Annotated in this window: 23 protein-coding genes; 9 read left to right on the top strand and 14 right to left on the bottom strand. The window is 54.7% G+C overall.

The features are described from left to right. Positions 1 to 25: 25 nt before the first annotated feature. Both CW354_RS02295 and CW354_RS02300 read left to right on the top strand, forming a co-directional pair. On the top strand, positions 26 to 970 hold the full coding sequence (locus CW354_RS02295) for a Crp/Fnr family transcriptional regulator (RefSeq protein ID WP_207764624.1): 945 nt from the start codon (positions 26 to 28) through the stop codon (positions 968 to 970). A 98-nt stretch (positions 971 to 1,068) separates the two neighbouring features. Next, positions 1,069 to 1,545, top strand: coding sequence for a hypothetical protein (locus CW354_RS02300; RefSeq protein WP_104828409.1), 477 nt, complete (start codon positions 1,069 to 1,071; stop codon positions 1,543 to 1,545). 37 nt (positions 1,546 to 1,582) lie between these two features. On the opposite strand, the gene CW354_RS02305 is transcribed toward CW354_RS02300, so the two are convergent. The 14 genes from CW354_RS02305 to CW354_RS02370 form a co-directional block, all read right to left on the bottom strand. Beyond that, complete coding sequence (locus CW354_RS02305; RefSeq protein WP_104828410.1) at positions 1,583 to 2,029, bottom strand: SirB2 family protein; 447 nt, start codon at positions 2,027 to 2,029, stop codon at positions 1,583 to 1,585. A gap of 53 nt (positions 2,030 to 2,082) precedes the next feature. Then, complete coding sequence (locus CW354_RS02310; protein WP_207764625.1) at positions 2,083 to 3,303, bottom strand: NnrS family protein; 1,221 nt, start codon at positions 3,301 to 3,303, stop codon at positions 2,083 to 2,085. Next, positions 3,287 to 4,039, bottom strand: coding sequence for an anaerobic ribonucleoside-triphosphate reductase activating protein (locus tag CW354_RS02315; RefSeq protein ID WP_207764626.1), 753 nt, complete (start codon positions 4,037 to 4,039; stop codon positions 3,287 to 3,289). The genes CW354_RS02310 and CW354_RS02315 overlap by 17 nt, the downstream gene beginning before the upstream one ends. Beyond that, the gene (locus CW354_RS02320; protein WP_104828412.1) at positions 3,987 to 5,861 is read right to left on the bottom strand and encodes a ribonucleoside triphosphate reductase; all 1,875 of its coding nucleotides are present in this window, start codon (positions 5,859 to 5,861) and stop codon (positions 3,987 to 3,989) included. Before CW354_RS02320 ends, CW354_RS02315 begins: the two co-directional genes overlap by 53 nt. Before the next feature lie 192 nt (positions 5,862 to 6,053). After that, positions 6,054 to 7,811 carry a pyridoxal phosphate-dependent decarboxylase family protein gene (locus tag CW354_RS02325; RefSeq protein WP_133162133.1) on the bottom strand — a complete coding sequence of 586 codons (1,758 nt, stop codon included), beginning with the start codon at positions 7,809 to 7,811 and terminating at the stop codon, positions 6,054 to 6,056. Between the two features lie 498 nt (positions 7,812 to 8,309). After that, the gene (locus CW354_RS24015; RefSeq protein WP_104828414.1) at positions 8,310 to 8,663 is read right to left on the bottom strand and encodes a YbaN family protein; all 354 of its coding nucleotides are present in this window, start codon (positions 8,661 to 8,663) and stop codon (positions 8,310 to 8,312) included. 50 nt (positions 8,664 to 8,713) lie between these two features. After that, complete coding sequence (locus CW354_RS02335) at positions 8,714 to 9,112, bottom strand: hypothetical protein (RefSeq protein WP_207764627.1); 399 nt, start codon at positions 9,110 to 9,112, stop codon at positions 8,714 to 8,716. 142 nt (positions 9,113 to 9,254) lie between these two features. After that, positions 9,255 to 9,827, bottom strand: a complete 573-nt coding sequence (locus CW354_RS02340) for a hemerythrin domain-containing protein (protein ID WP_104828416.1) — start codon at positions 9,825 to 9,827, stop codon at positions 9,255 to 9,257. A gap of 16 nt (positions 9,828 to 9,843) precedes the next feature. Next, entirely contained in the window at positions 9,844 to 11,091 is a 1,248-nt protein-coding gene (locus tag CW354_RS02345) for an alginate export family protein (RefSeq protein ID WP_104828417.1), read from the bottom strand. A gap of 14 nt (positions 11,092 to 11,105) precedes the next feature. Continuing rightward, positions 11,106 to 11,813, bottom strand: coding sequence for a respiratory nitrate reductase subunit gamma (narI, locus tag CW354_RS02350; RefSeq protein WP_104828418.1), 708 nt, complete (start codon positions 11,811 to 11,813; stop codon positions 11,106 to 11,108). A 2-nt stretch (positions 11,814 to 11,815) separates the two neighbouring features. Further along, a complete protein-coding gene (gene narJ, locus CW354_RS02355; protein ID WP_104828419.1) occupies positions 11,816 to 12,523 on the bottom strand; it encodes a nitrate reductase molybdenum cofactor assembly chaperone in 708 nt (235 codons plus the stop codon). Positions 12,524 to 12,532: 9 nt separating this feature from the next. Beyond that, on the bottom strand, positions 12,533 to 14,050 hold the full coding sequence (gene narH / locus CW354_RS02360) for a nitrate reductase subunit beta (protein WP_104828420.1): 1,518 nt from the start codon (positions 14,048 to 14,050) through the stop codon (positions 12,533 to 12,535). After that, positions 14,047 to 17,784, bottom strand: coding sequence for a nitrate reductase subunit alpha (locus CW354_RS02365; protein ID WP_104828421.1), 3,738 nt, complete (start codon positions 17,782 to 17,784; stop codon positions 14,047 to 14,049). Before CW354_RS02365 ends, narH begins: the two co-directional genes overlap by 4 nt. Beyond that, positions 17,781 to 20,540 (bottom strand): nitrate/nitrite transporter, encoded by a 2,760-nt coding sequence (locus tag CW354_RS02370; protein ID WP_104828422.1) that lies wholly within the window; start codon positions 20,538 to 20,540, stop codon positions 17,781 to 17,783. Before CW354_RS02370 ends, CW354_RS02365 begins: the two co-directional genes overlap by 4 nt. Before the next feature lie 257 nt (positions 20,541 to 20,797). Here CW354_RS02370 and CW354_RS02380 point away from each other — a divergent pair, with 257 nt between their 5' ends. From CW354_RS02380 to CW354_RS02410, 7 genes are all read left to right on the top strand, one after another. Further along, on the top strand, positions 20,798 to 21,523 hold the full coding sequence (locus CW354_RS02380; RefSeq protein ID WP_104828424.1) for a helix-turn-helix domain-containing protein: 726 nt from the start codon (positions 20,798 to 20,800) through the stop codon (positions 21,521 to 21,523). Positions 21,524 to 21,525: 2 nt separating this feature from the next. Continuing rightward, complete coding sequence (locus CW354_RS02385) at positions 21,526 to 21,837, top strand: carboxymuconolactone decarboxylase family protein (protein ID WP_104828425.1); 312 nt, start codon at positions 21,526 to 21,528, stop codon at positions 21,835 to 21,837. 152 nt (positions 21,838 to 21,989) lie between these two features. Further along, positions 21,990 to 22,538, top strand: a complete 549-nt coding sequence (locus CW354_RS02390; RefSeq protein WP_104828426.1) for a hemerythrin domain-containing protein — start codon at positions 21,990 to 21,992, stop codon at positions 22,536 to 22,538. Positions 22,539 to 22,891: 353 nt separating this feature from the next. After that, a complete protein-coding gene (gene moaB / locus CW354_RS02395; protein ID WP_104828427.1) occupies positions 22,892 to 23,419 on the top strand; it encodes a molybdenum cofactor biosynthesis protein B in 528 nt (175 codons plus the stop codon). Between the two features lie 398 nt (positions 23,420 to 23,817). Next, positions 23,818 to 24,435 (top strand): UbiX family flavin prenyltransferase, encoded by a 618-nt coding sequence (locus CW354_RS02400; RefSeq protein ID WP_104828428.1) that lies wholly within the window; start codon positions 23,818 to 23,820, stop codon positions 24,433 to 24,435. Beyond that, the gene (gene lpdD, locus CW354_RS02405; protein ID WP_104828429.1) at positions 24,435 to 24,845 is read left to right on the top strand and encodes a prenylated flavin chaperone LpdD; all 411 of its coding nucleotides are present in this window, start codon (positions 24,435 to 24,437) and stop codon (positions 24,843 to 24,845) included. Before CW354_RS02400 ends, lpdD begins: the two co-directional genes overlap by 1 nt. Before the next feature lie 51 nt (positions 24,846 to 24,896). After that, positions 24,897 to 26,372, top strand: a complete 1,476-nt coding sequence (locus tag CW354_RS02410; RefSeq protein ID WP_104828430.1) for a UbiD family decarboxylase — start codon at positions 24,897 to 24,899, stop codon at positions 26,370 to 26,372. The last annotated feature ends 12 nt before the right edge of the window (positions 26,373 to 26,384 follow it).

Genomic DNA, 26,384 nt, shown 5'->3' on the forward strand with positions numbered 1-26,384 from the left:
GGGGACGCGGCCAGACAGAAGGTCAATGCGGCAAGATCCAGGTCGCAATCGCGCCAGCGGAAGAGAGAAAACCTCGGGCTCGACCACCCTATTTCTTTTGCTCGCCTGCGAAACACCGCCCTTACTCCAATTGCTATTAATAATCATTTGCGTATATCATGGGACCCTGGCGGAAAGGTTGCGCCAGAACAAACTGGCCAGCTTTTTTTCTGTGAAATCGCTGGCGCGAAAGCTGAATGCGCACATGGCACTCTTTTGCTCTCCACATCCGAATGCGTCTCCGGACTTACCTCTTTTTGCCCGAATGGAATTTTTCGTCGGTTTATCGCCGGAAGGCCTCAATGCTGTCCGAGCCTCGGCGCACATGGAATATGTCAACAAAAATGACGCCATCTTCGCTCAAGGCGACAACGCAAATCGCGCCTTTGCACTGGCGGCGGGCAGCGTTCGCATTATCCAAACGGGAAGCGATGGCAAACAGGCTATCATCCGGTTTATCGCCCCCGGCGATCTTTTCGGAACAGTCCCGCTCTTCACCAATAACAAGCTTCCCGCAGACGCTTTAGCGGCTGAGCGCTCATTGATTCTCAGCTGGAGCGAAACGGACCTTTTCGAGCTGATCGACCGATTTCCAAGTATCGCAGTCAACATCATTCGGATCATCGGGGCGCGCCTGGCGGAAACGCAGGACCGCGTACGCGAGCTAGCCACTCAATGCGCAGATCAGCGCATTGCCCACGCGATACTACGTCTAGCGGCACAAGCTGGACATAACGTGAATGGCGTCACGACAATTGGCATTCCACTACGACGCAAGGATCTCGCAGAATTTTCAGGAACGACCCTTCATACAGCCAGCCGCACGCTCGCAGCTTGGGAGAAAACAGGACTCCTGATGAGCCAAGATCAGCACCTAACAATCCGAGACATTTCGGCCATAGCACGAATCGCCGATAAAGGGGGGCATTAGGCGCCAGTCTATATCTCATTCAGATTTGCGCTTGCGCAAACCGATATGGACTAATCTGCTCTAAGTATTTTTGTTCATTCTTTATCGGAACACATCTCATGACCGACCTCTTTTTCGCCCGCGCGTTGCACGTTCTCGGCGTCGTTATCTGGATCGGCGGAGTATCAATGGCGACACTCGTCGTCCTGCCGGCGGTTCGACGAGGGGAGTTCGGGCCGGACAAGCTAGCGGCCTTCCATGCGGTCGAGCGCCGATTTGTCTGGATCGCGCGGACCGCTGTGCTCCTCGTTGGCGTCACCGGCTACTACATGACGGAAAAGCTTGAGCTATGGTCGCGCTTTTTGGATGCCGCCTACTGGTGGATGCACGCCATGGTGATTGTATGGCTGTTGTTTTTCTTACTCTTATTCATCGGCGAGCCTTTCATCCTACACAGATATTTTCCTGGCTTTGCCAGACGAAACCCGGAGCGCGCATTCTTTCTTTTGCACTGGTTTCATATTCTGTTGCTTTCGCTAAGCTTCATCACGATTTTGGGCGCAGTAGCAGGCGCCCACGGCTGGATTATTTTTTAAACGTAATCGAAAGTTACGATCGCGTCCGGCCGGTAAACTAGCAGCTTGCAGCGGCCAAGTTGAACACAGCCTCGGCTCCCAAAGCAATATTCTCGACGAGAAACCCTAATGGATCATGCGCCCTCGCAATACTGAAAATAAACATAAATACAGCTAGCGCGGCGACCCAGAATGCAACGCGAATTCTTCGCGTCGCACCTCTTTTGAGAGCATAGCTGCCAAAGGCGATATACACGACAAGCAACACCACTTTAGCCGTCAACCATCCATGAACGAACGGGTACTGATCCACAATTGTGGTCAGCATCAGCGCAGCCGTCAGCAGAACCGTGTCAATCGCATAGCTCAGGAAATTGACAGGCTTCGCCATCACCCACCGAAATCCCAGAACATTGAGCGCAAAGCCTCTTAAGAAAAAGAGGCTTCCGCTCGCGATGACCGAGGCTATGTGGACGTTTCGGATCTGGAGGTAGTACTCGTCCACGCTCGCACCCCATTCTCATCTGTCGGCTTCTGATTGGCGGTGTTTAAGACGATTCATGACTCCCAAAGCATCGGCCCGTAACGTATCGCAAAAAGTGCAAAAGCGCCGCTCCAAAGCAAAGCGGATATCATGAGCGCCAGGAGATAGGTTTGCGCAAGAAGAAACGGAGCGGCTACCCGCATTAGAGCGCCGGTCACGACAAGCAAATAGATCGCAGTCGTCCAGATATCGGCTGTACGATCGCGGCCCGTATGGCCAAGAGTAGCACGCGTCATGACCGCCAGCGTCATTGTCCCCATGGCGCCGGCGGTAAGAGCATGCATCGCGGCGTGAGGCGGAACCGTCGCAGGTGCGAACGCTGCAATGCCCATCAACAAGAAAGAGGCAGGCAGCCATGCGTAACCGATATGCAGTATGAGAACGAGCGGTTCGCGGCCGGTTTTCCAGCCGCGCCAGCGCGCAAGCCTCACCCAATGGATGACGCTAGCAAGAATCAAAAGAAACCCCGTAGTTTCGCTGCCCGGCATGAATGACCAACCGAGAAGCGCAAGTCCGGCGGCGCCGAGCGCCATATTGTCGAACAATCCGGCCTGTGCGGGAAGGTCAGTTTCCCCTCTCTGCGCAAGCCAATTTCGAGTGAAGCTTGGAACGATGCGCCCGCCGATCAGCGTAATCAGCAGCGCAATCACGCCAATTGCAAGATGCTCAATGAATTCATGAAACGCACTACCCAGCACGCTAGCATGAAATCCAATATTCGTGAACGCCAGCAATGTCGCCATTACACATACGGGAATATTTCGAATATTCTTTCCAGCGATGACCTCGCGCCACATCATAGCCGCAAGGGAGATCAAAAATAAGGAATCAACGCCTCCTGCAGCCACCGACCCGATAATCCCTGATGCGAGCATCGCGACTCGACCTGCAGCCCATAATGCAAATAAAAGCATTAGCCGCACGCCGAGGACCGGGAGACGACCCGTCCAGTTCGGTACGGCCGTTAACAAGAAGCCCGCGATGATCGCGGCGAGATAGCCGTAAAGCAACTCATGGACATGCCATTCCGGCGCAGACATGAGGCCAACAACGCCGGCTCCTGTACTGTAGATGTAAATCCAGTATGGCACGGATAGCGCCGCCCAGACCGCGCCAAAAAAGAAAAAAGGTCGAAAGCCGTAACTGAAAAGAGCCGGCCCGGAATAATCTTTTCGCGCAGCAAGCAGTTCTTTCGGCGCGCCCTTGGCGAAAAGTAATTCAAACAATCTCTGCACGGCGCACCTCGAATTGATCAAACATGGCGGCTGTGTCGGAAAGAAAAGCCGGATCCTGCAACATATCGTCGCCGGGCCATGCTTTTTGATCCGGAGTTCGCGCTTCCTGCAAAACGTACCGGCGCACGCCCATTTCTCGCAGCATCGACGCCATCACACAAATTTCGGTCTTGCCGATTCGCCCCGGCCATACAGTCGTGCGAACTTCGTAAGGAACGCCTGACGTCACGAGGATTTTCAAAGAAGCGCGCGCTTTCTCACCGACGTCAGCGCCCGTCACCTTGCGGTAGTCGTCGAAAGCCGCCTTGACGTCAAATCCGACCCAATCGAGGAAAGGGAGCGCTGCTTCAAACAAGGACGGATTTGTTCCTGCGGTATGAAGGCCGACCTCAAAACCGCGCGCCCGCATCGACGCCATTGCCGGAATCAACGCTGCTTGCGCTAAAGGCTCGCCGCCGCTGAATACCACGGCGTCCAAGAATTCCTTGCGACGAGCGATTGCCCAAAGAACATGCTCAAAAGTCAACTGCCCCGCCGACCTCGCCGGTATCAGATCCGGATTATGGCAATAGCCGCAACGCAAGGGGCAGCCCTGGCAAAAAATAACGGCCGCAAGTCTGCCCGGATAATCGACCGTGCTGAACGGCTCGAAGCCGCCGATCCGCAACAACGTCGTATCCATTTTACGCTGCGGTAAGTTCCGCGCGATGTTCTTCGAAGTGTTTGCGCTCTTCATGTTCGCTTCTCTTGCCGGGATTGAAGGCGGACACCGGCCGGTGATAGCCCATGACGCGGGTCCACACCTCACAAACCTGCCCTTCGTTGCCCGCCGTTTCGCATTTCGGGCACAGAGCGTGCTCGCCAGAAAGATAACCGTGAACCGGGCAAATCGAAAATGTCGGCGTCACAGTGATGTAAGGCAGATGAAACCGGGAGAGCGCCCGGCGCACCAACGCCGCACACGCGTCAGCGTTCGAAATCCGCTCGCTCATATATAAATGCAGCACTGTGCCGCCCGTATATTTCGTTTGCAGCGGGTCCTGACGATATAAGGCTTCGAATGGATCATCCGTAAATCCCACGGGGAGCTGTGACGAATTCGTATAATAAGGCGCGCTCGTGGTTCCCGCCTGCAAAATGTCCGGATAGCGTTTCAGATCTTCCTTCGCGAACCGATAGGTCGTCCCTTCGGCAGGCGTCGCTTCAAGATTGTACATGTGCCCTGTTTCTTCCTGAAACTGGAGCATCCGGCCGCGAACATGATTCAGCAGATCTATCGCCAGCGCCTCGCCTTTCTGCGTCGTGATATCGTGCGCGCCACCAGTAAAATTGCGAACCATCTCATTGAGCCCGTTGACGCCCAATGTCGAAAAGTGGTTGCGCAATGTGCCGAGGTAACGCTTGGTGTAAGGAAAGAGCCCGCCATCCATCAGCGTTTGTATCTCCCGGCGTTTGACTTCGAGACTATCGCGGCCCATCGCGAGAAGTTCATCAAGTCGGGCCAGAAGACCGGTCCAGTCGCCGCGAAAAAGGTAGCCGAGGCGTGCGCAGTTCACGGTTACGACGCCGATGGAACCTGTCTGTTCCGCCGAGCCGAAGAGCCCGTTGCCCCGCTTTAACAGTTCCCGCAAGTCGAGCTGAAGGCGGCAGCACATGGAGCGAACCTGCCCGGGCTCCATATCGGAATTGATGAAATTCTGGAAATACGGCAGTCCGTATTTCGCGGTCATGGCGAAAAGCGCCTGCGCGTTTTCGCTCTCCCAGGGAAAGTCCCTAGTGATATTATAAGTCGGTATCGGAAAGGTGAAAACGCGGCCTCTGGCGTCTCCGGCACACATGACTTCAATAAAAGCGCGATTGATGAGGTCCATTTCCGCCTGCAGGTCGCCATAACAGAATTCTGCTTCTTTTCCGCCGATGAGCGGAACCTGCTCGCGCAAATCCTCGGGGCACGTCCAGTCGAAGGTGAGATTCGTGAATGGAGTCTGCGTTCCCCAGCGCGAAGGCACATTGAGGCTGTGAACGAATTCCTGAAGCCCTTGCCGTACATCTTCATAACCGAGCCCGTCGACCCGCACGAAGGGAGCCATATAAGTGTCGAACGAACTAAACGCCTGAGCGCCCGCCCATTCGTTCTGCAGCGCCCCAAGAAAATTGACCGCCTGTCCGAGCGCTGCGGAAAAGTGCTTTGGCGGGCCGGCTTCGGCCTTTTCCGGAATCCCGTTGAGGCCTTCATTAAGGAGGGTGCGAAGAGACCAGCCTGCGCAATATCCCGACAACATGTCGAGATCATGGATGTGAATGTCGGCTTCCCGATGGGCGCGGCCGATTTCCGGCGGATAGATATGATCGAGCCAATAATTGGCGATCACCTTGCCGGAAACATTAAGGATTAGCCCGCCAAGCGAATAGCCTTGATTGGCGTTCGCCTTGATGCGCCAATCGGCCTTTCCGACATACTCCTCAACGGTGTCGGCGACGATAACCGCCGTTGTGTGCGCCCGGTTGACGCCAGGACAGTCACGGGGATCAAATTCGGTCGGGGACGCATCGAGCATTGGAAGACCTCCTAGAATCAACATGCTGTGCTTTCATGAAAATGATGCACAATATATACCTCTTTGCAAGATGCCCCTTCGGGACTTGGCGATTCAAAGGCTTTTGCGCTAACGAAATCATTGTCCGGTGAGAAAACCCGCAAATGAAACGAATCATGCGGCCGACTGCCCACAACCGTGGCAGCGCCATGATTAATCGCAGAGTTCCAACGCTTGTTCGGCGTAGAAGTTCAGGCGCGCGATAAATTTCGGCAAGAACTTCTCCAAAACCTCTCCTTTCGGCAAAAACGGATTCATGAACACACATCTGATCAAGCTGAGCTTGCCATCATCCAAGGCCATCTCGTGGCGCTTGGCGTGCGCCTCAACTAAACGGCAATAATTTTCAACATCGAAAACAGTTTTTGACACAGAAAAACTCGGGTCTTTCTGGAACAGACCGAAGACATAATCCGTGCGCTTATTACTATAAGACAGACTGTCGCCCTTCTTGCCTATTGAAAAACACAAAATGTTCGTATCGGCAGGCTCCAATACCGCAACATTTTTGCACTGCGAAGTTATCGCTTTTGCAAATATGCGGCGCGCGTTTATGGTGCTCGCCATAAATGCGCCAAAACAATCCGGTTCAAATCCCATTGTTCGCCCACTCAACCATGTCGCTGCTGCGCCTGCAGCTGTACGTGAGCCTTCGATCGTACTCTGCCATTTATCGCCAATTTCCGCTCGGTCTATATAAGGAGCATTAAAAGTAGACGCAGTGTACAAACGCTCGTCACGCGTGAGGAATGCGCCACACGCATATGGGACGTAACCGAGTTTATGAGGATCAATTGTCACAGAATCTGCAAGCCTGATTGCTTTCAATGCGGCGCTTCTTCCATCGTCTAAAATTTTCTCTAACTCGCTTCCTAGCATTGAACAAAAATAGCCGCCGTAAGCCGCGTCCACATGATGCCAGATATGAATTCCGTTAAGCCTATATTCGTTCAGAACGCTGGTGACGCTGTCTATGGGATCAATTTCCCCGGCCTCGGTCGTTCCCGCCACGCTCACGACCGCTATTATTGGTCTGTCCTCCCGGCGCGCCTTTTCTATCAGTGTCTGGAGTTCTCCCATATCCAGCCGCCCCTCATTATCAAGCGGAGCATTCCAAAGCGACTCCTCGCCAAGGTGAAAAATGTTTGCAGCCTTACGCCATGAAAAGTGTTTACTCCCCGGAGTGATCAATACCGGGCCCCGATAGGAGCGGCGTGAACATTTCGAAATACGTTCGGCAATCTCAAGCGGATTGCATAAAACACTGCTAGCTGCCCGGGTAGCCAGTTCCGATGTCGCATCGCGCAAACGAAGCCTATCAAACGCGGCCCAGCCCATATGTGCGGATTCAAATGCGCTAAACGGCATCCGTGATTTTTCTGCTGCGACTAACCCAAGAGCAAGCGCGTGATCAATCCGATACCTCGCTCGCCATACCGCCTCAAAATTCGCTATCGTGCCGCCACTTGTGAAGTGGCCCTGAGCTTTAGCCGAATTGAAACCTATCATATCTGCGAGCATGGCAATGGCTTCAACCTCCACGCGAGCGCCAACCCGAGAGACCTCCCGCGATGTATTGTTGGGATTGTGAAGCAACGCAGCAAGATGTCCGAATAGCGCCGGGAGAGAAGCTTCTGACAGCATGTGGCTTAGATAGCGCGGTGTGAAGGTAGGCGTTTCGGCAAGCAGCATGTCGCACAATGCTTTTAAAGCAGTATGAAGCCTTTCGTTTTCTATTGAGAATTTTTCTGACTTACGCTCTGCATCTGAAATAACATTATCATCATCTGGAAAACGCTCGGAACGCCAATCGAACCAGTGCCTCAAAATTTCGTCAAAAGCTCGCCTGACGCTGTCGGCGTTTTCAGATTTCGCGCCAAGGAAGTAAGCTTCAATGGACATAGCCGCCATAATATCATGCGTCCTATATACGCCCACTATTATTTACATTTTTCAATCGCGACCGCTTGATGCAAATCAAGATGATACGCAGATAGCCCGCCAAGCTGCCGTGAGGCTAAGTCGATGCCAGCAGCGAAGGCATATCATATAAAACCAAAATAATAATGAAATTTCATGTTTTGAAGGCCTGATTTCAAAGGTCGGGAATACAACCGGATTTCTTGAAACCGTTCGCGGCCAAAATGGCAGGTTAAAGCGAGCTATGCCGGCGAGAAAAATTTTCGATGGGGGGCTATTCGGATAATGGACAGAAATCTCGCTTAAGGCGAATGCCTCGCGACGGAGCAAAACTCTTGCGCAGTTACTTGTGCACCAGGCCTGAAGCACGACTTTTCTACCACGCTGGCAACATACTTTATTGTGCTAGATCACACCATGCCCGCCGATGTCACGCGAAAACGCAAAGCGTTGTCGCGGTTTCGTGACCTTGAAACCGTGACATAGGCGTTAACTGTTACGGCGTGTAACGACAAAAACAGCCGCACCAACCATAATCGATATTGCCGCCGCTTTTGCTATGCTTGGCGCATCTCCGGCGGCAATAATCCATATGGAAATCGCCATGGCTACAAGCGCAACAATCTTGGCCCGCACGGGTATAGCACCTGTTTCTCTCCATGCTCTTATAGGCGCTCCCAGGCGGGGATGGGTGACAAGATAGCTTTCGAACCTTGGCGATGAACGCGCAAAACATGCGGCCGCCGCGATTAACAACGGCGTCCCAGGGAGCAAAGGCAGGACCAGCCCAGCAACCCCCAAGGGGACAAGCACGAGCCCGAGAATCAGGAAGGCTGTTCTCATAGAATCAAGCCATAATTCGAATCATATTTCCCTGGAAGGACAGTTCAGAACTACATCCCATGCGCGCCCAGCACCGCCGCGCAGATTGTTACAAGGCTGACGCTCAACAGCGCCCAGTGAGGACGTTGAACCAGCGCAATGGCGCTATCAGGCAAACGCTTGGCCTTGCGAAGAGACCATGCATGGAGAAAGAGCGGCTCGGCTACAAACAGGGCAACCGTGAAAACGGTCAGGACCAGTACCATCGCATGCATCCACCAGTAACCGGAATCCAAAAAGCGATCCCAGGCGCCGAGACGATGGGTCATATAAACTCCTGTAGCCCCAGCCAGCGTAACGAAAATTTTTGTCTGCCCGGCAAACCGGCCCTCGGCCCGTTCGAAGAGCGTTATGCGCCTCTTCGGCTCTTTCAGCCGCGCCACAGCGGGAAGTATCACCGCTGTGACCATGGAAACGCCTCCGATCCAATGAACAACGGCGAGAATGTGTAATGCGCGGGCGATTGTGACGTCTAAATTCCGATAACGGCGCCTTTCAGTCCTGTTCAAATTGTCACTTCTGGTACACTCTAGAGAACGATGGTCCACTTCCCTACCGCCTTCGCGCTTTTAGCAAGTCTGCGAGAACGCCAAGTTCATTTTCCCTCAGCCGAACGCGCGCGATCGGCAACAAGACGCCGTTTTCGAGCGCCAGATGCTGACGGATATGCTCCGCGAACATCCGCAACCGGCGTTTGTCGTTTACGCCCAGCTGCTTGTCTGAAACGCTTTTTGTGAGGATCGCGGTCGCCGTTTCCAGACTGGCCTCATCTTCGCGGTGCTCATCCTCCAGCCGGGCGAGAATGCGTTCAACATTATCTTCCGGCAGACAGTGCTCCCGCAACATAGGAAATAGCGCCAGCTCTTCGTCCCCGATATGAAGAGCAAAATCTGTTTCAAGGAAGGTGAGAAGCGCATGCACGCCTTCGCCGTCAAACTCGCCATCGGCAAGCATCGTCAATATCGATGCGGCCTCCCGCTGCCGGTGATGTTCGGCGAAAATAAAATCCAGTGGACTGTCGATCAGGTCCGCCGGCATCGGTTCAATAGCCCAGAGGTCATCGGCACGTCTTTTGTCTCCCCTGCTAGGGGAAAAATGGACGTTAGTCGTATTTGGAGCCGTCATAACCTAACTCCTGTCGCTAATACTGAAACCGTAAGGAAGCCCAGACTAGGCTGCGATCGGCGAAAGCGCCGGCGCCATCATAGACCGCACCTTTCACCTCTGCCGACCAATGCTTCCTGAAATTAATCGCAAGGCCTGCGTCAAACTCAGCGCCGAAGTCCGTGTCGCCAAGACCGCTTTCGAACTCATGATATGTAGCGAACAACCGCACGTTGTCGGTTTTTAATAGACCGTCCCAGCTATAGCTGATCGTTCCATAAAGATCCTCAAGACCGGCAGCCGGCGTCGTCAAAAAGACATCAGCAAAACCCTGGAATTTGTGAAGCGTCGCCAAGGGTGTTGAGAAGCCGATGACGCCGTCGCCGCCAAGGGATTCATATCCCAGTTGCGCCATGAACGGCGCGACGGAAAGGGAGACCTCCCCGTGAATGTAATCTTCCCTGTAATTGACCGGATTAGCGGCGTAATCCTTTTGCGATGCATATTCGCCGACAACGCCAATCTTGATGCGGGCTGTATCATCAAGCGCTTCTGAATTCTCATAACGCAGCCCCCAAGTGGCGGATGACAAAGCAGGCGCCTCTTCAAAATCGAACAACAGGCCGTAGCCTTTGAGGCTTCCGAGCGCGCCCGCGTCATAGGCAACCGAGACGACATGACTGTCGCTGTCAAACTCGCCCAATGGATTGTCATTACCGAAAACCCTGTGCACGCGACTGATATAAAGATAGTCTACGGTTACACTATCGATGAGCGTCGACGAAATCCGGGCTGCGTCGAATGTCTGCTGGTTCTGACGGAAATCCACCGCGCCGACAAACCGCTGACTGTTGAGATTGAACCTCTGCCGACCGACGGTGATTGGCGTCTTTTCGATGCCTGTGAAAGTTACATGCGCCCGATTGAGTTCCGTCGCGTCAGGATCGGCGATCACCGGAAACTGCATGCGCCCGTTGGTCGTCGAATTGAAATGATCATCCCCGATGGAGGCGACGTTTTCGAACTCGACCAGAAACTTGAAATTATAGATTTCCGCCGTTTCGAAACCGAGCCGGGTTCTTATCGTGTTGGCGTAGGCGCCCTCGGAAAACCCGTCCTGGGTCTTGAATTCGAAGCGATAACGAACATCAAGCAGGAGCTTGCCGTCTTTAATCGTTGCAATGATCGGACTTTGATCGGTCACCGGCGTCTCGTCTTCGGCAAGAACCGGAGAAGCGACTGACGCCGACAGCATCAAGGCTAAAACCGCTTCACGAACCGACATTTCACTTGCTCCTTTTATTCGGCCGCCGTTGCGCGCGGATTTCGCGTTCTCACCAGCTGGTATCCGCGCCGGCCGAGATACCAGACCGGCGCCGACAGCATGTGAACGAGACGGGTGAAGGGAAAAACGAGAAAGATCGTCAGCCCCAGAAAAAGGTGCGCCTTGAAGATCGGGTGCACATCGGCGACTAATTCAGCCGCGCCGGCGCGGAAGGTTAAAATCCGTTGCGCCCATTCCATGAACTTGACCATCTCGTGACCGTCCAGGTGTTGGAGCGAAACGAAAATGGTCGACAGGCCCAAGAGAAGCTGCGTGAACAAAATCAAGAGGATCGACGTATCGCCGAAACTCGACGTCGCCCGGATGCGCGCATCGAACAGCCTGCGGTGAATGAGCAACAAGATGCCGGCAAGGCACATAAGCCCTGCAAGCCCGCCCGCGACAATCGCCAGCAATTGTTTCGCGCCATGGGAAATCCCGATGGCGTCAAACACCCAGATCGGCGTCAGGAGCCCGACAAAGTGTCCGACAAAAATAACCAGGATGCCGACATGAAAAAGAATGCTCCCGAGGACGAGCTGCTTACGGCGCAATAACTGGCTCGATCCCGAGCGCCAGGAATATTGCCCATGGTCGAAACGCAAAATGTTCCCGACGACAAACACGGCGAGACAGATATAAGGATAGACGCCGAAGAAGAACTGATTGAGATAATCCGCCATGGTCAGCTCCTTGCGGTTCTGGCGATGTCGCCCGGCGCCTCGCCGGCGTTCATCCGGTCGAGCATCTGACTGACTTTCGGACAACCGGCGTCTCCCGGCCCGAACGTGACCGGCTGATCTTCCCAGGCGGCGTCTAATCCTTCGAGATCATGCGGGTCGTCATCCGGCGCCTTGCGCAAATCTTCGAGTTCGCGCTCGGAAGGCGCTTCGCCCGCAATCGCTTCAAGCGCGCGAAAGACCGATGTATAAGGCGTATTGCGTTTCTCGATCCGTTCTTTCAGCGCTGCGATGACGCTCAAGGGCTCATTCAGCAAAGCCCGCGCCTCCTCTACCGGCAGCGTAGAAAGATATTCGAGGAACAGCGGCAGAAAATCCGGTAGTTCGTTGGAACCGATTTCAAGCCCGCCTTGCGCATAAAGCGTTTTCAGATCGACCATGGCCTGTCCGCGATCGCGAGACTCGCCGTGGACATGTTCGAACAAATAAAGCGAAAGCGAACGCGTGCGATCGAACAGGAAGACATAACGCTCCTGCAATTCATAAAGATCGAGCGTCTCAAAATCGTCAATCAACCGGTCGATCTGTCGCAGCGCCCAGGCAGGCGTCAGTTTCTCATCATGGATCGCTCTGCGGATTTCCGCCGCCGCGTCTTTAATCTCTTGCGTCGGATAAGACAGAAGTGCGCTCAAAGCCTTGTAAGTGTTTGACATGCAGTCCTCCTACGCTTTTTCTTTTGCGGCGCTTTTGGCGAATAGCCCGGTCCACTCGATGGCGCGTTTGGGTTCGCCGCAGCCATCCCCGAAACTGAATCCGCATTCGCCGCGAAGGTCGTAGGCATCTTCGGCGTATTCACGGTGCGTTGTGGGGATGACGAAACGGTCTTCGTAATTGGCGATCGCCATCAGGCGGTACATCTCGTCAATCTGGCCGCCCGTCATGCCGACTTTGCCGGGGAGCGTTTCGTCCGCATCGCCTTCATAGTGTTTCGATCGCATGTAGGCGCGCATGGCGATCAGCTTTTCGAGCGCCCTGGCGACGGGCTCCTCATCGCCCGCCGTCAACAGATTGGCGAGATACTGCATGGGGATGCGAAGGTCGCGGACATTCGGCATCGCGCCTTTTTCACCGAAGGCGCCGGCCTCGGCCATCGACTGGATGGGCGACAAGGGCGGCACATACCAGACCATGGGAAGCGTGCGATATTCCGGATGCAGCGGAAATGCGATTTTCCACTCCATCGCCATTTTCCAGATCGGCGATTTTTTCGCCGCGTCCAGCCAGGCTTCCGGGACCCCATCCTTACGGGCCTGGGCTTGCACCTCTGGATCGTTAGGATCGAGAAAAAGGTCGAGATGGCTCTGATAAAGGTCCGTTTCCTTTTCGACGCTCGCCGCTTCTTCGATCCGGTCGGCGTCGTAAAGGACGACGCCAAGATAGCGAATGCGGCCCACGCAGGTTTCAGAACATACGGTCGGCTGGCCAGCCTCAAGGCGCGGATAGCAAAGCGTGCACTTTTCCGACTTGCCAGTGTTCCAGTTATAATAGATTTTTTTGTAAGGGCAGCCTGAAACGCACATCCGCCAGCCGCGGCACTTGTTCTGGTCGATCAGAACGACGCCGTCTTCTTCGCGTTTATAGATGGCGCCGGAAGGGCATACCGCGACGCAGGCCGGGTTAAGGCAGTGCTCGCAAAGCCGAGGCAGATACATCATGAATGTATTTTCGAACTGGCCGTAAATTTGTTTCTCGACCTTCTCGAAATTGTAGTCCGCCGACCGCTTGGAAAACTCGCCGCCTAAAATCTCTTCCCAATTCGGCCCTTTTCGAATCTTCTCTATTCTTTCGCCTGAAATCAGCGAACGCGGGCGCGCTGTTGGCGCAGTCTTCATTTTTGGCGCTTTTTGCAGGTGCTCGTAGTCAAAGGTAAACGGCTCATAGTAGTCGTCGATTTCCGGCAGGTCCGGATTGGCGAATATCTTCGACAATACGCCGAGCTTGCCGCCCATTTTCGGCTGGATTTTGCCGTTCTTTTTGCGCTCCCAGCCGCCGTTCCAGCGGGCTTGGTCCTCCCAGTCGTCAGGATAGCCAATCCCCGGTTTCGTTTCGACATTATTGAACCAGGCGTATTCAACGCCCTCGCGGCTCGTCCAAACGTTTTTACAGGTCACGGAACACGTATGGCACCCGATGCACTTATCGAGATTGAGCACCATGGAAATTTGGGCGCGGACTTTCATTCTGCGGCCTCCAGTTTTTCTTGGGCAGGTTGATCCATCCAGTCGATCTTGTTCATTTTCCGAACGATGACGAATTCATCCCGGTTAGAACCGACGGTCCCGTAATAATTGAAACCATAAGATTGCTGGGCGTATCCGCCGATCATGTGTGTCGGCTTCAATACAGTTCGCGTGACTGAATTGTGGATACCACCACGCTGGCCGGTGATTTCCGAACCCGGCACATTCACAATTTTTTCCTGGGCGTGGTACATCATGACCATGCCCGGCTTCACGCGCTGAGACACCACCGCCCGGGCCGTCAGGGCGCCGTTGGTGTTGTAGGCTTCGATCCAGTCATTGTCCTCGATGCCTGCTTCACGGGCGTCATCTTCCGATAGCCAGACGATCGGGCCGCCTCTTGAAAGCGTCAACATCAGGAGGTTATCCGTATAGGTTGAGTGAATGCCCCATTTCTGGTGCGGCGTGATGAAGTTCAATACGACTTGCTTGTTGCCATTGTCCTTGGCGTTAATGACAGGAGCGATAGTTTTGGTGTCCACCGGCGGGCGATAAACACAAAGCGTCTCGCCGAAAGCGCGCATCCATAAATGATCCTGGTAGAGCTGCTGGCGCCCGGTGAGCGTCCGCCACGGGATCAGCTCATGCACATTGGTGTAGCCGGCGTTATAACAGACCTTTTCCGACTCAATGCCGGACCAGGTCGGCGATGAAATAATCTTTCGCGGTTGGGCGACGATGTCCCGGAACCGGATTTTCTCATCTTCCTTCGCCTCAGCGAGATGGGCATGTTCACGTCCGGTCGCCTTTGAGAGCGCATCCCAGGCTTTGACCGCAACCTCGCCGTTGGTTTCTGGCGCCAGGGTGAGGATGACTTCCGCCGCGTCGATCGCGCTGTCGATACGCGGCAGGCCTTTGGCCGGTCCCTCCTCGGTTACGGCGCCGTTTAGCGCTTTCAGTTGCTCAATCTCATGTTCGGTGTTCCATGCAATCCCCTTACCGCCATTGCCAATGCTGGTCATCAGCGGCCCGACCGCCGTGTAGCGTTTGTAGAGATTGGGATAATCGCGCTCGACCACCGTCACCGCCGGCATGGTCTTACCGGGAATAGGCTCGGCTTCGTTCCGCTTCCAATCCTTGACGTCGAAAGGCTGTGCAAGTTCTCCGGCAGTGTCGTGCAGCATCGGCGTCAGCACGACATCTTTTTCAACGCCTAACGCTTCAGGCGCGATTTCTGAAAACGATTTCGCGATGCCCTTGAAAATATCCCAGTCGCTTCTGCTTTCCCAAAGCGGGTCGACCGCGCTCGACAGCGGGTGGATAAAGGGATGCATGTCCGATGTATTGAGGTCGTTCTTTTCGTACCAAGTCGCCGTGGGCAGCGCGATGTCGGAATAAACGCATGTGGTCGACATGCGGAAATCGATCGTCACAAGGAGGTCGAGTTTTCCTTCCGGCGCTTCGTCGCGCCACACGACTTCTTCAGGTTTTTGACCGCCGGTTTCACCGAGATCCTTGCCTTGAACGCCGTGATTGGTTCCGAGCAAGTGTTTCAGGAAATACTCATGCCCCTTCCCGGAAGATCCCAAAAGGTTCGAACGCCAGACAAATAGATTGCGCGGCCAGTTATCCGGCTTGTCCGGGTCCTCGCACGACATCTTCAAGGCGCCGGACTTCAGCGACTTCGCTACATAGTCTTGAACGTCGAGCCCCGCCGCCTCGGCCTCTTTGGTCAGCTCCAACGGGTTACGCTCCAGCTGTGGCGCGGACGGCAGCCAGCCCATGCGTTCGGCGCGCGCATTGAAATCGATGAAGGAGCCGTCCCAATGTCCTTCCGGCGCCAGTGGCGATAGGATTTCATCGACGCCCAGCGTCTCGTAACGCCACTGATCCGTATGCGCATAGAAGAATGATGTCGAATTCATGTGACGCGGCGGGCGCGCCCAATCGAGGGCGAACGCCAGCGGTTGCCATCCCGTCTGCGGCCGCAGCTTCTCCTGCCCCACATAATGCGACCAGCCGCCCCCCGATTGACCGACACATCCGCACATCACCAGCATGTTGATGATGCCGCGGTAATTCATGTCCATGTGATACCAGTGGTTGAGCCCCGCCCCGAGAATCACCATGGATTTGCCGCGCGTCTTTTCGGCGTTGTCGGCGAAACCGCGCGCGACAGCGATCACTTTGTCGCGCGCGACGCCGGTAATCTTTTCCTGCCAGGCCGGCGTGTAGGGCGTATCGTCATCGTAGGAGCTGGCGGCCCAGTCGCCGCCAAGCCCACGATCGACGCCGTAATTCGCCGCGAGTAGATCGAAAACCGTCGCGACCAGCGTTTCACCGTCTTTCAGCGTCAGGCGTTTGACGGGCACGCGGCGTTCAAGAACGTCCGGATGATCCGTTCCGTGAAAATGGTCATGCTCTCGGTTGCCGAAATAGGGAAAGGCGACATCCGCGACGTCATCACGCGTCTCGATCAGCGAGATCGCAAGGTCGGTTTCATCGCCCTTGCCGGTCTTTTGTTCGAGATTCCATTTGCCCTGCTCTCCCCAGCGGAAGCCGATTGACCCTCGCGGGCAAACAATACCGTTCGCACACTTGTCATAGGCGACGGTCTTCCAATCGGGGTTGTTGGCCTCATTGAGAGATCCGTCAAAATCTGAAGCGCGCAGCAGCCGGTCGGGAACGAGTCGACCGTCTTTCTTCACGAGCCGGACCAGCATCGGCATATCGGTATATTGCCGGGCGTATTCCTGAAAATACGGTACCTGCCGGTCGATGTAATATTCCTTGAGGATTACGTGACCAAACGCCATGGCGAGCGCTGCATCGGTGCCCTGTTTCGGGGAAAGCCACATGTCGCCGAATTTCGAAGCCTCGGAATAATCCGGCGAGATCACGACGCTTTTGGCGCCTTTGTAGCGAACCTCGGTATAGAAATGTGCGTCCGGGGTCCGCGTCTGGGGGACATTCGACCCCCACAGCATCAAGAAACCGGAATTATACCAGTCCGCGCTTTCGGGGACGTCGGTCTGCTCGCCCCAGGTCATCGGGCTCGCCGGCGGCAAGTCGCAATACCAGTCGTAAAAGCTCATGCAGGTTCCGCCGAGGAGCGACAGATACCGCGAACCCGCCGCATAGGAGACCATGGACATGGCGGGGATCGGCGAGAAACCAATCACCCGGTCGGGACCGTATTTTTTCGCCGTATAGGCGTTTGACGCCGCGATGATTTCGTTCACTTCACTCCAGTCGGCGCGAATGAAACCGCCGAGGCCCCGTTGGCGCACATAGGATGCGCGCGTTTCGGGGTCCTCGACGATCGACGCCCAGGCCGCGATTGGGGAGGTTGTTTCGCGGGCCTTGCGCCACGCCTTCATAAGCGCACTGCGAATCAGCGGATGCTTGAGACGATTTCCGCTATAGAGATACCAGCTGTAACTGGCGCCGCGCGAACAACCGCGCGGTTCATGATTTGGAAGGTCCGGCCTTGTGCGCGGATAGTCCGTCTGCTGGGTTTCCCAGGTAACGATACCGCCCTTGACATAAATCTTCCAGCTGCATGACCCCGTGCAATTCACGCCATGCGTAGACCGGACAATTTTGTCGTGCTGCCAACGTTTGCGATAGGCGTCTTCCCAGGTCCGGTCCTCTTTCGTCAGAACGCCGTGACCGTTTGAATAATCACCAACGCGATTTTTAAAATAAGTAAGTCTGTTCAGAACGTGGCTCATGCCGCGCCTCCCTGAGCGATTGTGGAACTTGGCGTGGATTGAGGCGCAGCATGCCGGCCGCGCTCAATGTCATGAAGCAAGCCGCCTTTGCGGGAATAAACAATCCATGTGACCACCGCGCAAAGCACGTAGAATGCCAGAAAACACAAGAGCGCAGCTTCCGGCCCGCCAGTTGCAGCGATTGAAGTGCCGTAAGACTTCGGGATGAAGAAAGCGCCATAGGCCGCGATCGCCGATGTAAATCCGATAATGGCCGCCGACTCTTTCTCTGCCTGACGCAGGCGTACATTAGCGTCGAGTTCAGGCATCAGACGCGGCATTTCTTCGCGCATCATGATTGGAATCATCTGGAAGGTGGATGCGTTGCCGACGCCTGTTGCGAAAAAGAGCACCATGAACATTGCGAAGAAGCCCCAGAATGCGCCCGGCTGGTCTTTCATCCCGAGGAAATAAAGAACGCCGGCGACAGCGACGATCATCAGAAGAAACACCCAAAAGGTTACACGCGCGCCTCCCCATTTGTCCGAGACCCATCCCGTCATGGAGCGCGATAGGGCGCCGACGAACGGCCCGAGAAAGGCGAACTGGAGTGCGTTGATCTGAGGAAACTCAGTTTTCATGAGAAGCGGGAAACCGGCCGAATAGCCGATAAAAGAACCGAAGGTGCCGGTATAAAGAAGGCACATGATCCAGTTGTGCTTGCGCGAAAAGATCACCGCTTGCTCGGCGAAAGACGCCCGAGCTGAAGCAATATCATTCATGCCGAACCAGGCCGCCGCGGTCGAAACCAGAAGAAACGGCACCCAGATAAAGCCGGCGTTCTGCAGCCACAGGCGCTGCCCCTCCGCAGTCACCTGCGCATCGCCGCCCATAACGCCGAATACGCCGGCGGTGATGGCGAGCGGCACCGCGAATTGCATGACACTCACCCCGAGATTGCCGAGTCCGGCATTCAGCGCCAATGCATGGCCTTTTTCCTTCTTGGGAAAGAAGAAGCTGATATTGGCCATGGAGGAGGCGAAATTGCCGCCCCCAAAGCCGCACAGAAGCGCGAGCACCAGGAACAGGAAATACGGAGTCTCCGGATCCTGAACGGCGTATCCAATGCCGAACGCAGGTATAAGCAGCGAAGCCGTGGTCAGCGTCGTCCACAAGCGGCCGCCAAAAATCGGCACCATGAAGGAATAGAAAATCCGGAGTGTCGCCCCTGACAATCCCGGCAACGCCGCAAGCCAAAATAATTGATCCGTCGTATAGTCAAAACCGATTGCGGGCAGTTTTGCGACGACAACAGACCAGACCATCCAGACGGCGAATGCAAGAAGGAGAGCCGGGATTGAAATCCACAAGTTCCGATTCGCGATTCGCTTGCCTTTCTCCTCCCAGAAGGCGTCATCGTCAGGGCGCCAGTCCTCCAGAACGGGGTTGGTTTTTTCGCCATGCTCCGCCGTATGGATCTCCTGCAGCTCCGGAAATTGCGGCAAGGCGCCAAGTTCCGGCGCCAACGCCTTTTCCTCCATGCGCCGGATGGCGAAATGCATCCATGCAAGCGAGATCGCAACGATTGCGAACAGGAGCATGAAACAGCTTGTCCAGACGCCGGTAAGATCATTCATGACGCCGAACGCAATCGGCAGGACGAAACCGCCAAGGCCGCCGATCATGCCCACAAGGCCGCCGACGGCGCCGACATGATCGGGGTAATAGACGGGAATATGCTTGTAGACCGCCGCTTTTCCCAGAGACATGAAGAAACCAAGGACAAAAATGAGAATGACAAATGGCACAAGTCCCATCTGCGTTGAAAAGGCGATCGGCCCGTCAATGCCGTGGATGACATAATCCGTGTGCGGATAGGATAACATAAAGACGCAAATAATGGACACGATGAATGTCCAGTACATCACCTTGCGGGCGCCGATTTTGTCGGAGAGATAACCGCCATAGGCGCGAAAGAGACTGGCCGGCACCGCATAAAACGCCGCCAGCATCCCCGCCGTCTTGATCTCGAGTCCGTAAACGCCGATCAGATAACGCGGCAGCCACAGGGCGAGCGCGACAAAGGCGCCGAAGACAAAGAAATAATAAAGCGCGAAGCGCCAAACCTGAAGGTTCCGCAACGGCTCCAGCTCCAAAAGCGCAGAGCGTGGCTTTTCGCCGCGCGCCTTGCGCGCCAGCGTCGACGGGTCTTCCTTCGTAACAAGAAAGAACAAAACCGCAAGCGCCATCAAAACAAGCGCATATATTTGCGCGGTGCGTTCCCAGCCAACGGCGACGAGAATGAAAGGCGCTGCAAAGTTCGTAATCGCGGCGCCGACATTGCCCATACCAAAAACGCCAAGCGCCGTTCCCTGCCTTTCATTGGGAAACCACTTCGAAGTATAGGCGATACCGACAGCAAAAGATCCGCCGGCAAGGCCAACGCCCAATGCCGCCGCCAAGAACATCGGATAGGTGCTGACGGTGGAAAGAAGCCAGGCGGCGACAGCAGCAAAGAACATGACGGCGGCGAAAACCTTTCGCCCGCCGAATTGATCGGTCCAGATTCCCAGGAATATCCGGCTGATGGAGCCCGTCAGGATCGGCGTCGCCACTAGCAAACCGAATTCGGTTTCGCTTAAACCGAGGTCCTGTTTGATTTGGACGCCGATGATCGAGAAAATCGTCCACACGGCGAAACACGCCGTGAAGGCGATTGTGCTTGCGCCGAGTGCTCTGTTTTGCTGACCGCGGGTCACGCCTGCCAAATATTCCATCGCTCCGCCTCCGGGCTGATTAGAATCTTGGCGGCTTTTCTGCGCTGTAATTTTCCCTTTCAAAATTCGACGTCTCGTCACGCATCGCTCATTTGCGCTCCTGAGCTTTACAATTTGACATATGAAGCCGCCGACTTGATCTGGGTCGCGCTCGCCCTGAAAAACGCCAAATTCAGTCTTGACATTTATCAATACGCATCGAAAACTTCGTCAAATTTCTAGCATTTCTTCCCTAGTCAGTGGCCAGGAACCCGAGATTGCGCGAGGAAGACAAACAGGTCGTCCGAAATTTAAGCCTCTTCCATGACATGGACGCAGGCCGCTTCGATGGCCTCGTCAATGCAGCGTTTCTCCAGCGATTTCCCGAGCGCGTTGTCCTTATCAAGGAAGGCGAGCCGTCGGATTTTCTTCATGTCGTGATCGACGGGGTTGTTGAACTCTTCGCTGCCCTGGACGGGCGAGAGAGCACGATGACAGTGCTGAGCCCCGTTTCTACTTTCATTCTGGCGGCGGTACTGAAAGACGCTGTATACCTTATGTCCGCACGAACGCGCACGGCGTCGCGTGTCTTGATGATACCCGCCAAGAGCGTCCGTGACGCCATGGCCGAAGACGACGCCTTTGCGCGATCTATTGTAAGTGAGCTTGCCAATTGTTATCGCGGCGTCGTACGAAATCAGAAAAACCTCAAGCTGCGCACCGGCGTTGAACGTCTTGCGAGCTATCTGGCGCACCAGCATGTCCGACAAGGAAATTCGGGGCGCTTCACGCTGCCTATCGATAAGAAAACCCTTGCTTCCATGCTCGGCATGACGCCTGAAAATCTGTCGCGCTCATTTTCGGCCTTGCGGAAAATCGGCGTCACCGTGTCCGGGCCTGATATCATCGTCGAGGATGCGGAAGCGTTGATCGAAATCGCTCGAAACGCGCCGCTCATCGATAATTTTCCGCCACGCTGCGATCACCCAGCAGGAAAGGACTAGTCATGTCAGAAAAGCTTCCAGCCGCCGCCGGCAACATCGCCGACGCCTACCCGGAGATTTGGAAGGCTTACGCCGCTTTCGGCAAGGCGATTTCCGACGCGGGACCGCTCGACGCTAAAACACGCCGCCTCGTTAACCTGGCGCTGGCGATAGGCGGTCGTTCAGAAGGCGCAGCTCACTCCCATGCGCGCCAGGCATTGTCTGAGGGACTCACGAAAGAAGAAATCAAGCATGTCGCATTGCTCGCCATGACAACGCTCGGTTTTCCGCAGGGCGTCGCCGGGCTCAGCTGGATCAAGGATGTAACGGATTGAACACGGGCGCTTTAAGAAGCCTGACCGAAATTCTTGCAAAATATCTGGCCCATTGTTGTATGTTTCTAGACGGAATATTCATCCCCCTGCGACGATTTTGACCTGCACCTTATGAATAATCGGGAGTAGAGTCGGCGCGCAGAGAGGTGTCTATGGCGACGCTCATCACCGACCTTGAAGCTGATCACGCCCGATTCAGGCGTTATCTTGCCTGGCTTAATCAGGAAATTGGCAAGCTTGCCGCTGGAACGAGCCCCGATTATTTATTGCTAAATGAACTAGCGACTTATTTCGCCGATTACCCCGATGAGCTGCATCACAAGAAGGAAGACATAGTGTATGCGCACCTTGCTGAAAAGGCTCGGCGCAGAGACCTAGCACTCGAAAATTTGCAGGAACAGCATTCAGAATTATCAGGACGCGCCAAACGCTTCGCGGAGATTGTTCTTATGATTATAAACAACGAACAGCTTCCAATCGCCGTAATCGTCGAAGAAGCCTCCGCTTATCGAACCATCCTCACCGCGCATATGTCCTGCGAAGAGACCTCTTTGTTCGAGCCCGCGCGGACCTTGCTCAAGAAAGATGATTGGTGGGAAATCGAACAGGCTATCGGTGATCTTTATGCCGACGAAATCAACTTTGAGAAAGCCCGCTCCGTCCTGGCGGTTGAAAAATTGCTGGATAGCTACGGCCGGTAGCCAATCCGTTGACTGAAAACATTTGATATCCGGAGGGCGCTCAATCAGAATTCCATGCAACAGGCGCTCCGGTACGAAACAACGGATCGCTAACGCCAACAGGATTTAGGAAAACCTCACTTCATCGATATTATGTCCATGCAATTTGATCTATATCAATTGAGAAGCTTAAGCGGGGTCGCATGCTTTTCATTTCTGCGAATTGGCGTTTTTGTTATCTTGGTTCGCGCGGACGAATACTTTCCAAACCCGCCGATAAAGCGGTTCCAAATGCAACCCTGTCAACATCTCGTCGCATTTTAACTCGTCGGAACACAGGCATTGCAGCCTAATTTAGGAAATAGGAGAAAAATATGTCCGGGGTGAAAGAGGAGCGTCAGTTCATTCCCGTCAGAGTTGCGTTGTTGACAGTTTCCGATACGCGAAACCTCGAAACTGACGTCTCTGGAGATATATTGAAAGCGCGCATCGAAGATGCCGGACACTTTCTCGCAGACCGGTCGTTGCTTCGTGATGAAGCTGCACAGATTCGCCAACAGGTTAAGCGCTGGACAGAAGATCCGGGGATTGATGTCGTGATCACTACCGGCGGCACCGGTCTTACCGGCCGTGATGTCACAGTCGAAGCCATCCGGCCCTTGTTTGATAAGGAAATCGACGGGTTTTCTGTAATATTTCACCACGTTAGTTACCGATCCGTTGGGTTGTCCACTTTGCAGTCTCGCGCATGCGCTGGCGTCATCGATGGAACATTCGTCTTTTTGCTGCCCGGGTCGCGCGGGGCGGTTAAGGACGCCTGGGATGAAATCATCTGTTGCGAACTAAATTCACTCTACAGCCCCTGCAATCTCGTTGAAATCATGCCGCGCCTGATGGAGTGACTTGACAACTTTCGCGAGACCAATAGCGGTCGAAATCAACAGATCTGGCGAAAATACACGATATGATGCGTTGTTTCGTTGGTCATCAGACCGGGTTTGGCGCGTCATACGAATTGTTGGCGCAGACTATGAATCGACTTCCTTAAAGTCGCATGAGACTGCCCATTCAGGTCTGCCATCTGGCCTGACACAGTTGGCATGAAAATCATATCAGCCAATTAAGAAACTATTTTTTACAGACCGGTGTGGCCAAATCATTCCCCGCGTGCCGCCTTGATGCAACCGACACTCAGTATCCGAATTCCGTATAGTCGGTATCCGCGAAATCACGGCGCCTTTTTCCCCTCTCTTATTTTATGACATTCTTCATTGAAAGCCGCTGATAACGGGAGACCGTGATGGCGAATAAACGTCTTGTTGTCGGCGTTAGCGGCGCCAGCGGCGCAGCGCTGGCTCATGGACTTCTGGATCAAATGTCGCGTCAGACGAACTGGGAGACCCATCTGGTCATCTCATCCGCAGCCTCCCGCACGATTGAGCTGGAACTGCAAGCCTCAGCGGCGGAATTGGGAGACGTTGCAAGCGTTGTATACGACGAAAACGACATGGCCGCAGCGATTGCAAGCGGCACATTTCAGACGGAAGGCATGGCCGTCATCCCTTGCAGCATGAAAAGCCTCGCCGGCATCGCTCATGGCTATACGGACAATCTTCTTCTCCGCGCAGCAGACGTTACATTGAAAGAACAGCGTAAACTTGTGCTAGTGGCGCGCGAGACGCCGCTGGGGCGCATTCACCTCGACAATATGTCAAGGCTCGCAGAATGCAACGCACGCATTATCCCACCCATGATGACTTTTTACACCCGTCCGCGAACAATCGAGGACATGGTCGATCATATTGTCGGCAAGGTGCTTGGCGAGTTTGGCATCAAGGGACGCAATTTCCACCGATGGCGAGACGACGAATCTGGAAAACAGCTTGACCCACGTCGCGGGAACGACGGAACAGTGTGATGAAAGAAACCTTGAGTGGATTTTACTTCAGGACGTCCTGCGGACAGGCGGACATTGTCTTGCAGGCGACCCCGATGGGAAAGGATCTTGCCATTTCGATTTTCGGTGGACAATGCCCTCATATCGGCGCCGTCGCCCTGGCGCAGCCGCGGCCCAGCCTCCGCGATCCTGATTGCGTCAGCGCAACGGCCTCGGTCATCACCTTGTCAGGCCATAAAGAAGACATGCTCGCGCGTAACGTCGCTAACCGCGTCGCCGCAACAGCAAGCTGTGTGGTGTCGGTCTCCTGCGGAATTCATTATGAGGCGGCGACGCCCGAACAGATTTGTGAAATCGAAATTTTCGTAGAAACGCTAACCGTTCAACTATTACAGGCCTTACAGCGACAGCGCGCCGCAGATTTAAAATAAAGTGGCGCCAATCGGCTCGATAATCGGGAGGAAACGATGCGGGAAACAACCATGGCCATCGAGATCAACGACCTGCGATCGGCAATCGACTTTCTCAGGAGCATTCCCGGGCAATTTGTCGAGACCAGTGTGGAAGTTGATCCTTTCGCAGAACTGGCCGGTGTCTACAGGCATATAGGCGCAGGCGGCACGGTGCAAAGGCCGACCCAAACAGGGCCGATGATGATGTTCAACGCGATCAAAGGCCATCCAGGCGCCCGCGTCGCGATCGGAATACTCGGAAGCAGGGAACGAGTGAGCTTATTGTTGGGTGCTCGCACAAACCGGCTTGGCCATCATCTTAATGAGGCGCTCAAGCATCCGGTCAAACCAGTCATGATCGCTTCCAAAGATGCGCCTTGTCACGAAGTTGTACATGAGGCCACGGACCCAGACTTTGATATTCGCAAGCTGATTCCTGCTCCGACCAATACGTCGTTGGATGCGGGACCGTTCATTACGATGGGACTGGTATATGGTCAGGATCCCGAAAATGGCGATGAAAATGTCGCCATTCATCGACTATGCCTTCAGTCCCGCGATGAGATTTCGATATTTTTTTGCCAAGGCCGTCATTTGGACGTATTCCGTCAAAAAGCTGAAGCCGCAAGCAGGCCTTTTCCCGTGTCGGTCAATATCGGTCTCGATCCTGCCGTCTATCTCGGCGCCTGCTTCGAACCCCCCGCCACACCCCTCGGTTTTAATGAACTCGACATTGCCGGGGCATTGCGCAATCGCCCCGTTGAGATGGTTCCCTGCAAGCGAATCGACAGCAAAGCTCTGGCCCGCGCCGAAATCGTCATCGAAGGCGAAATCTTGCCGAATATCAGAGTGGCGGAAGACAAGAACAGTCACACCGGTCGCGCCATGCCCGAATTTCCTGGCTATAATGGCCGCGCCGACCCTTCCTTACCTATTCTCAAGGTGCGAGCCGTGACGAACAGATCAAACGCAATTACGCAAACCACGATCGGCCCCGGTGAAGAACACGTCAATCTTGCAGGAATTCCGACCGAGGCGAGCATCCTGACCGCAGTGGAAAAGGCAATGCCGGGATGCATTAAAAATGTTTATGCAAGCCCAGCCGGGGGAGGAAAGCTGCTGGCCATCATGCAGGTCTGCAAACGCGCCATCACCGATCAGGGCCGCGAAAGGCAGGCCGCGATTTGCGCGCTTGCCAGTTTTTCGGAACTAAAAACAGTCGTCCTCGTGGATGACGATGTCGATATATTCGACCCCAATGACGTGCTCTGGGCGATGGCGACCCGTTACCAGTCGGACGTAGACACGATCATCTTGCCAGGCGTCAGATGCCATCAGCTGGACCCCTCCCAACGGCCTGGCTTCAGCTCCTCCATACAGGCGACAGGCGTCTCCTGCAAAACGATCTTCGACTGCACCGTCCCGTTCCATATGCGGGAGGAATTTCAACGGGCCCAATTCATGGAGGTCGACTATCGACGCTTTTTGCCCGATACTTGCCTTTAAATTCCGCGGGCT

The sequence above is a fragment of the Hyphococcus luteus genome (genome assembly GCF_002943565.1).
GTDB classification, from domain to species: Bacteria; Pseudomonadota; Alphaproteobacteria; order Caulobacterales; family Parvularculaceae; genus Hyphococcus; species Hyphococcus luteus.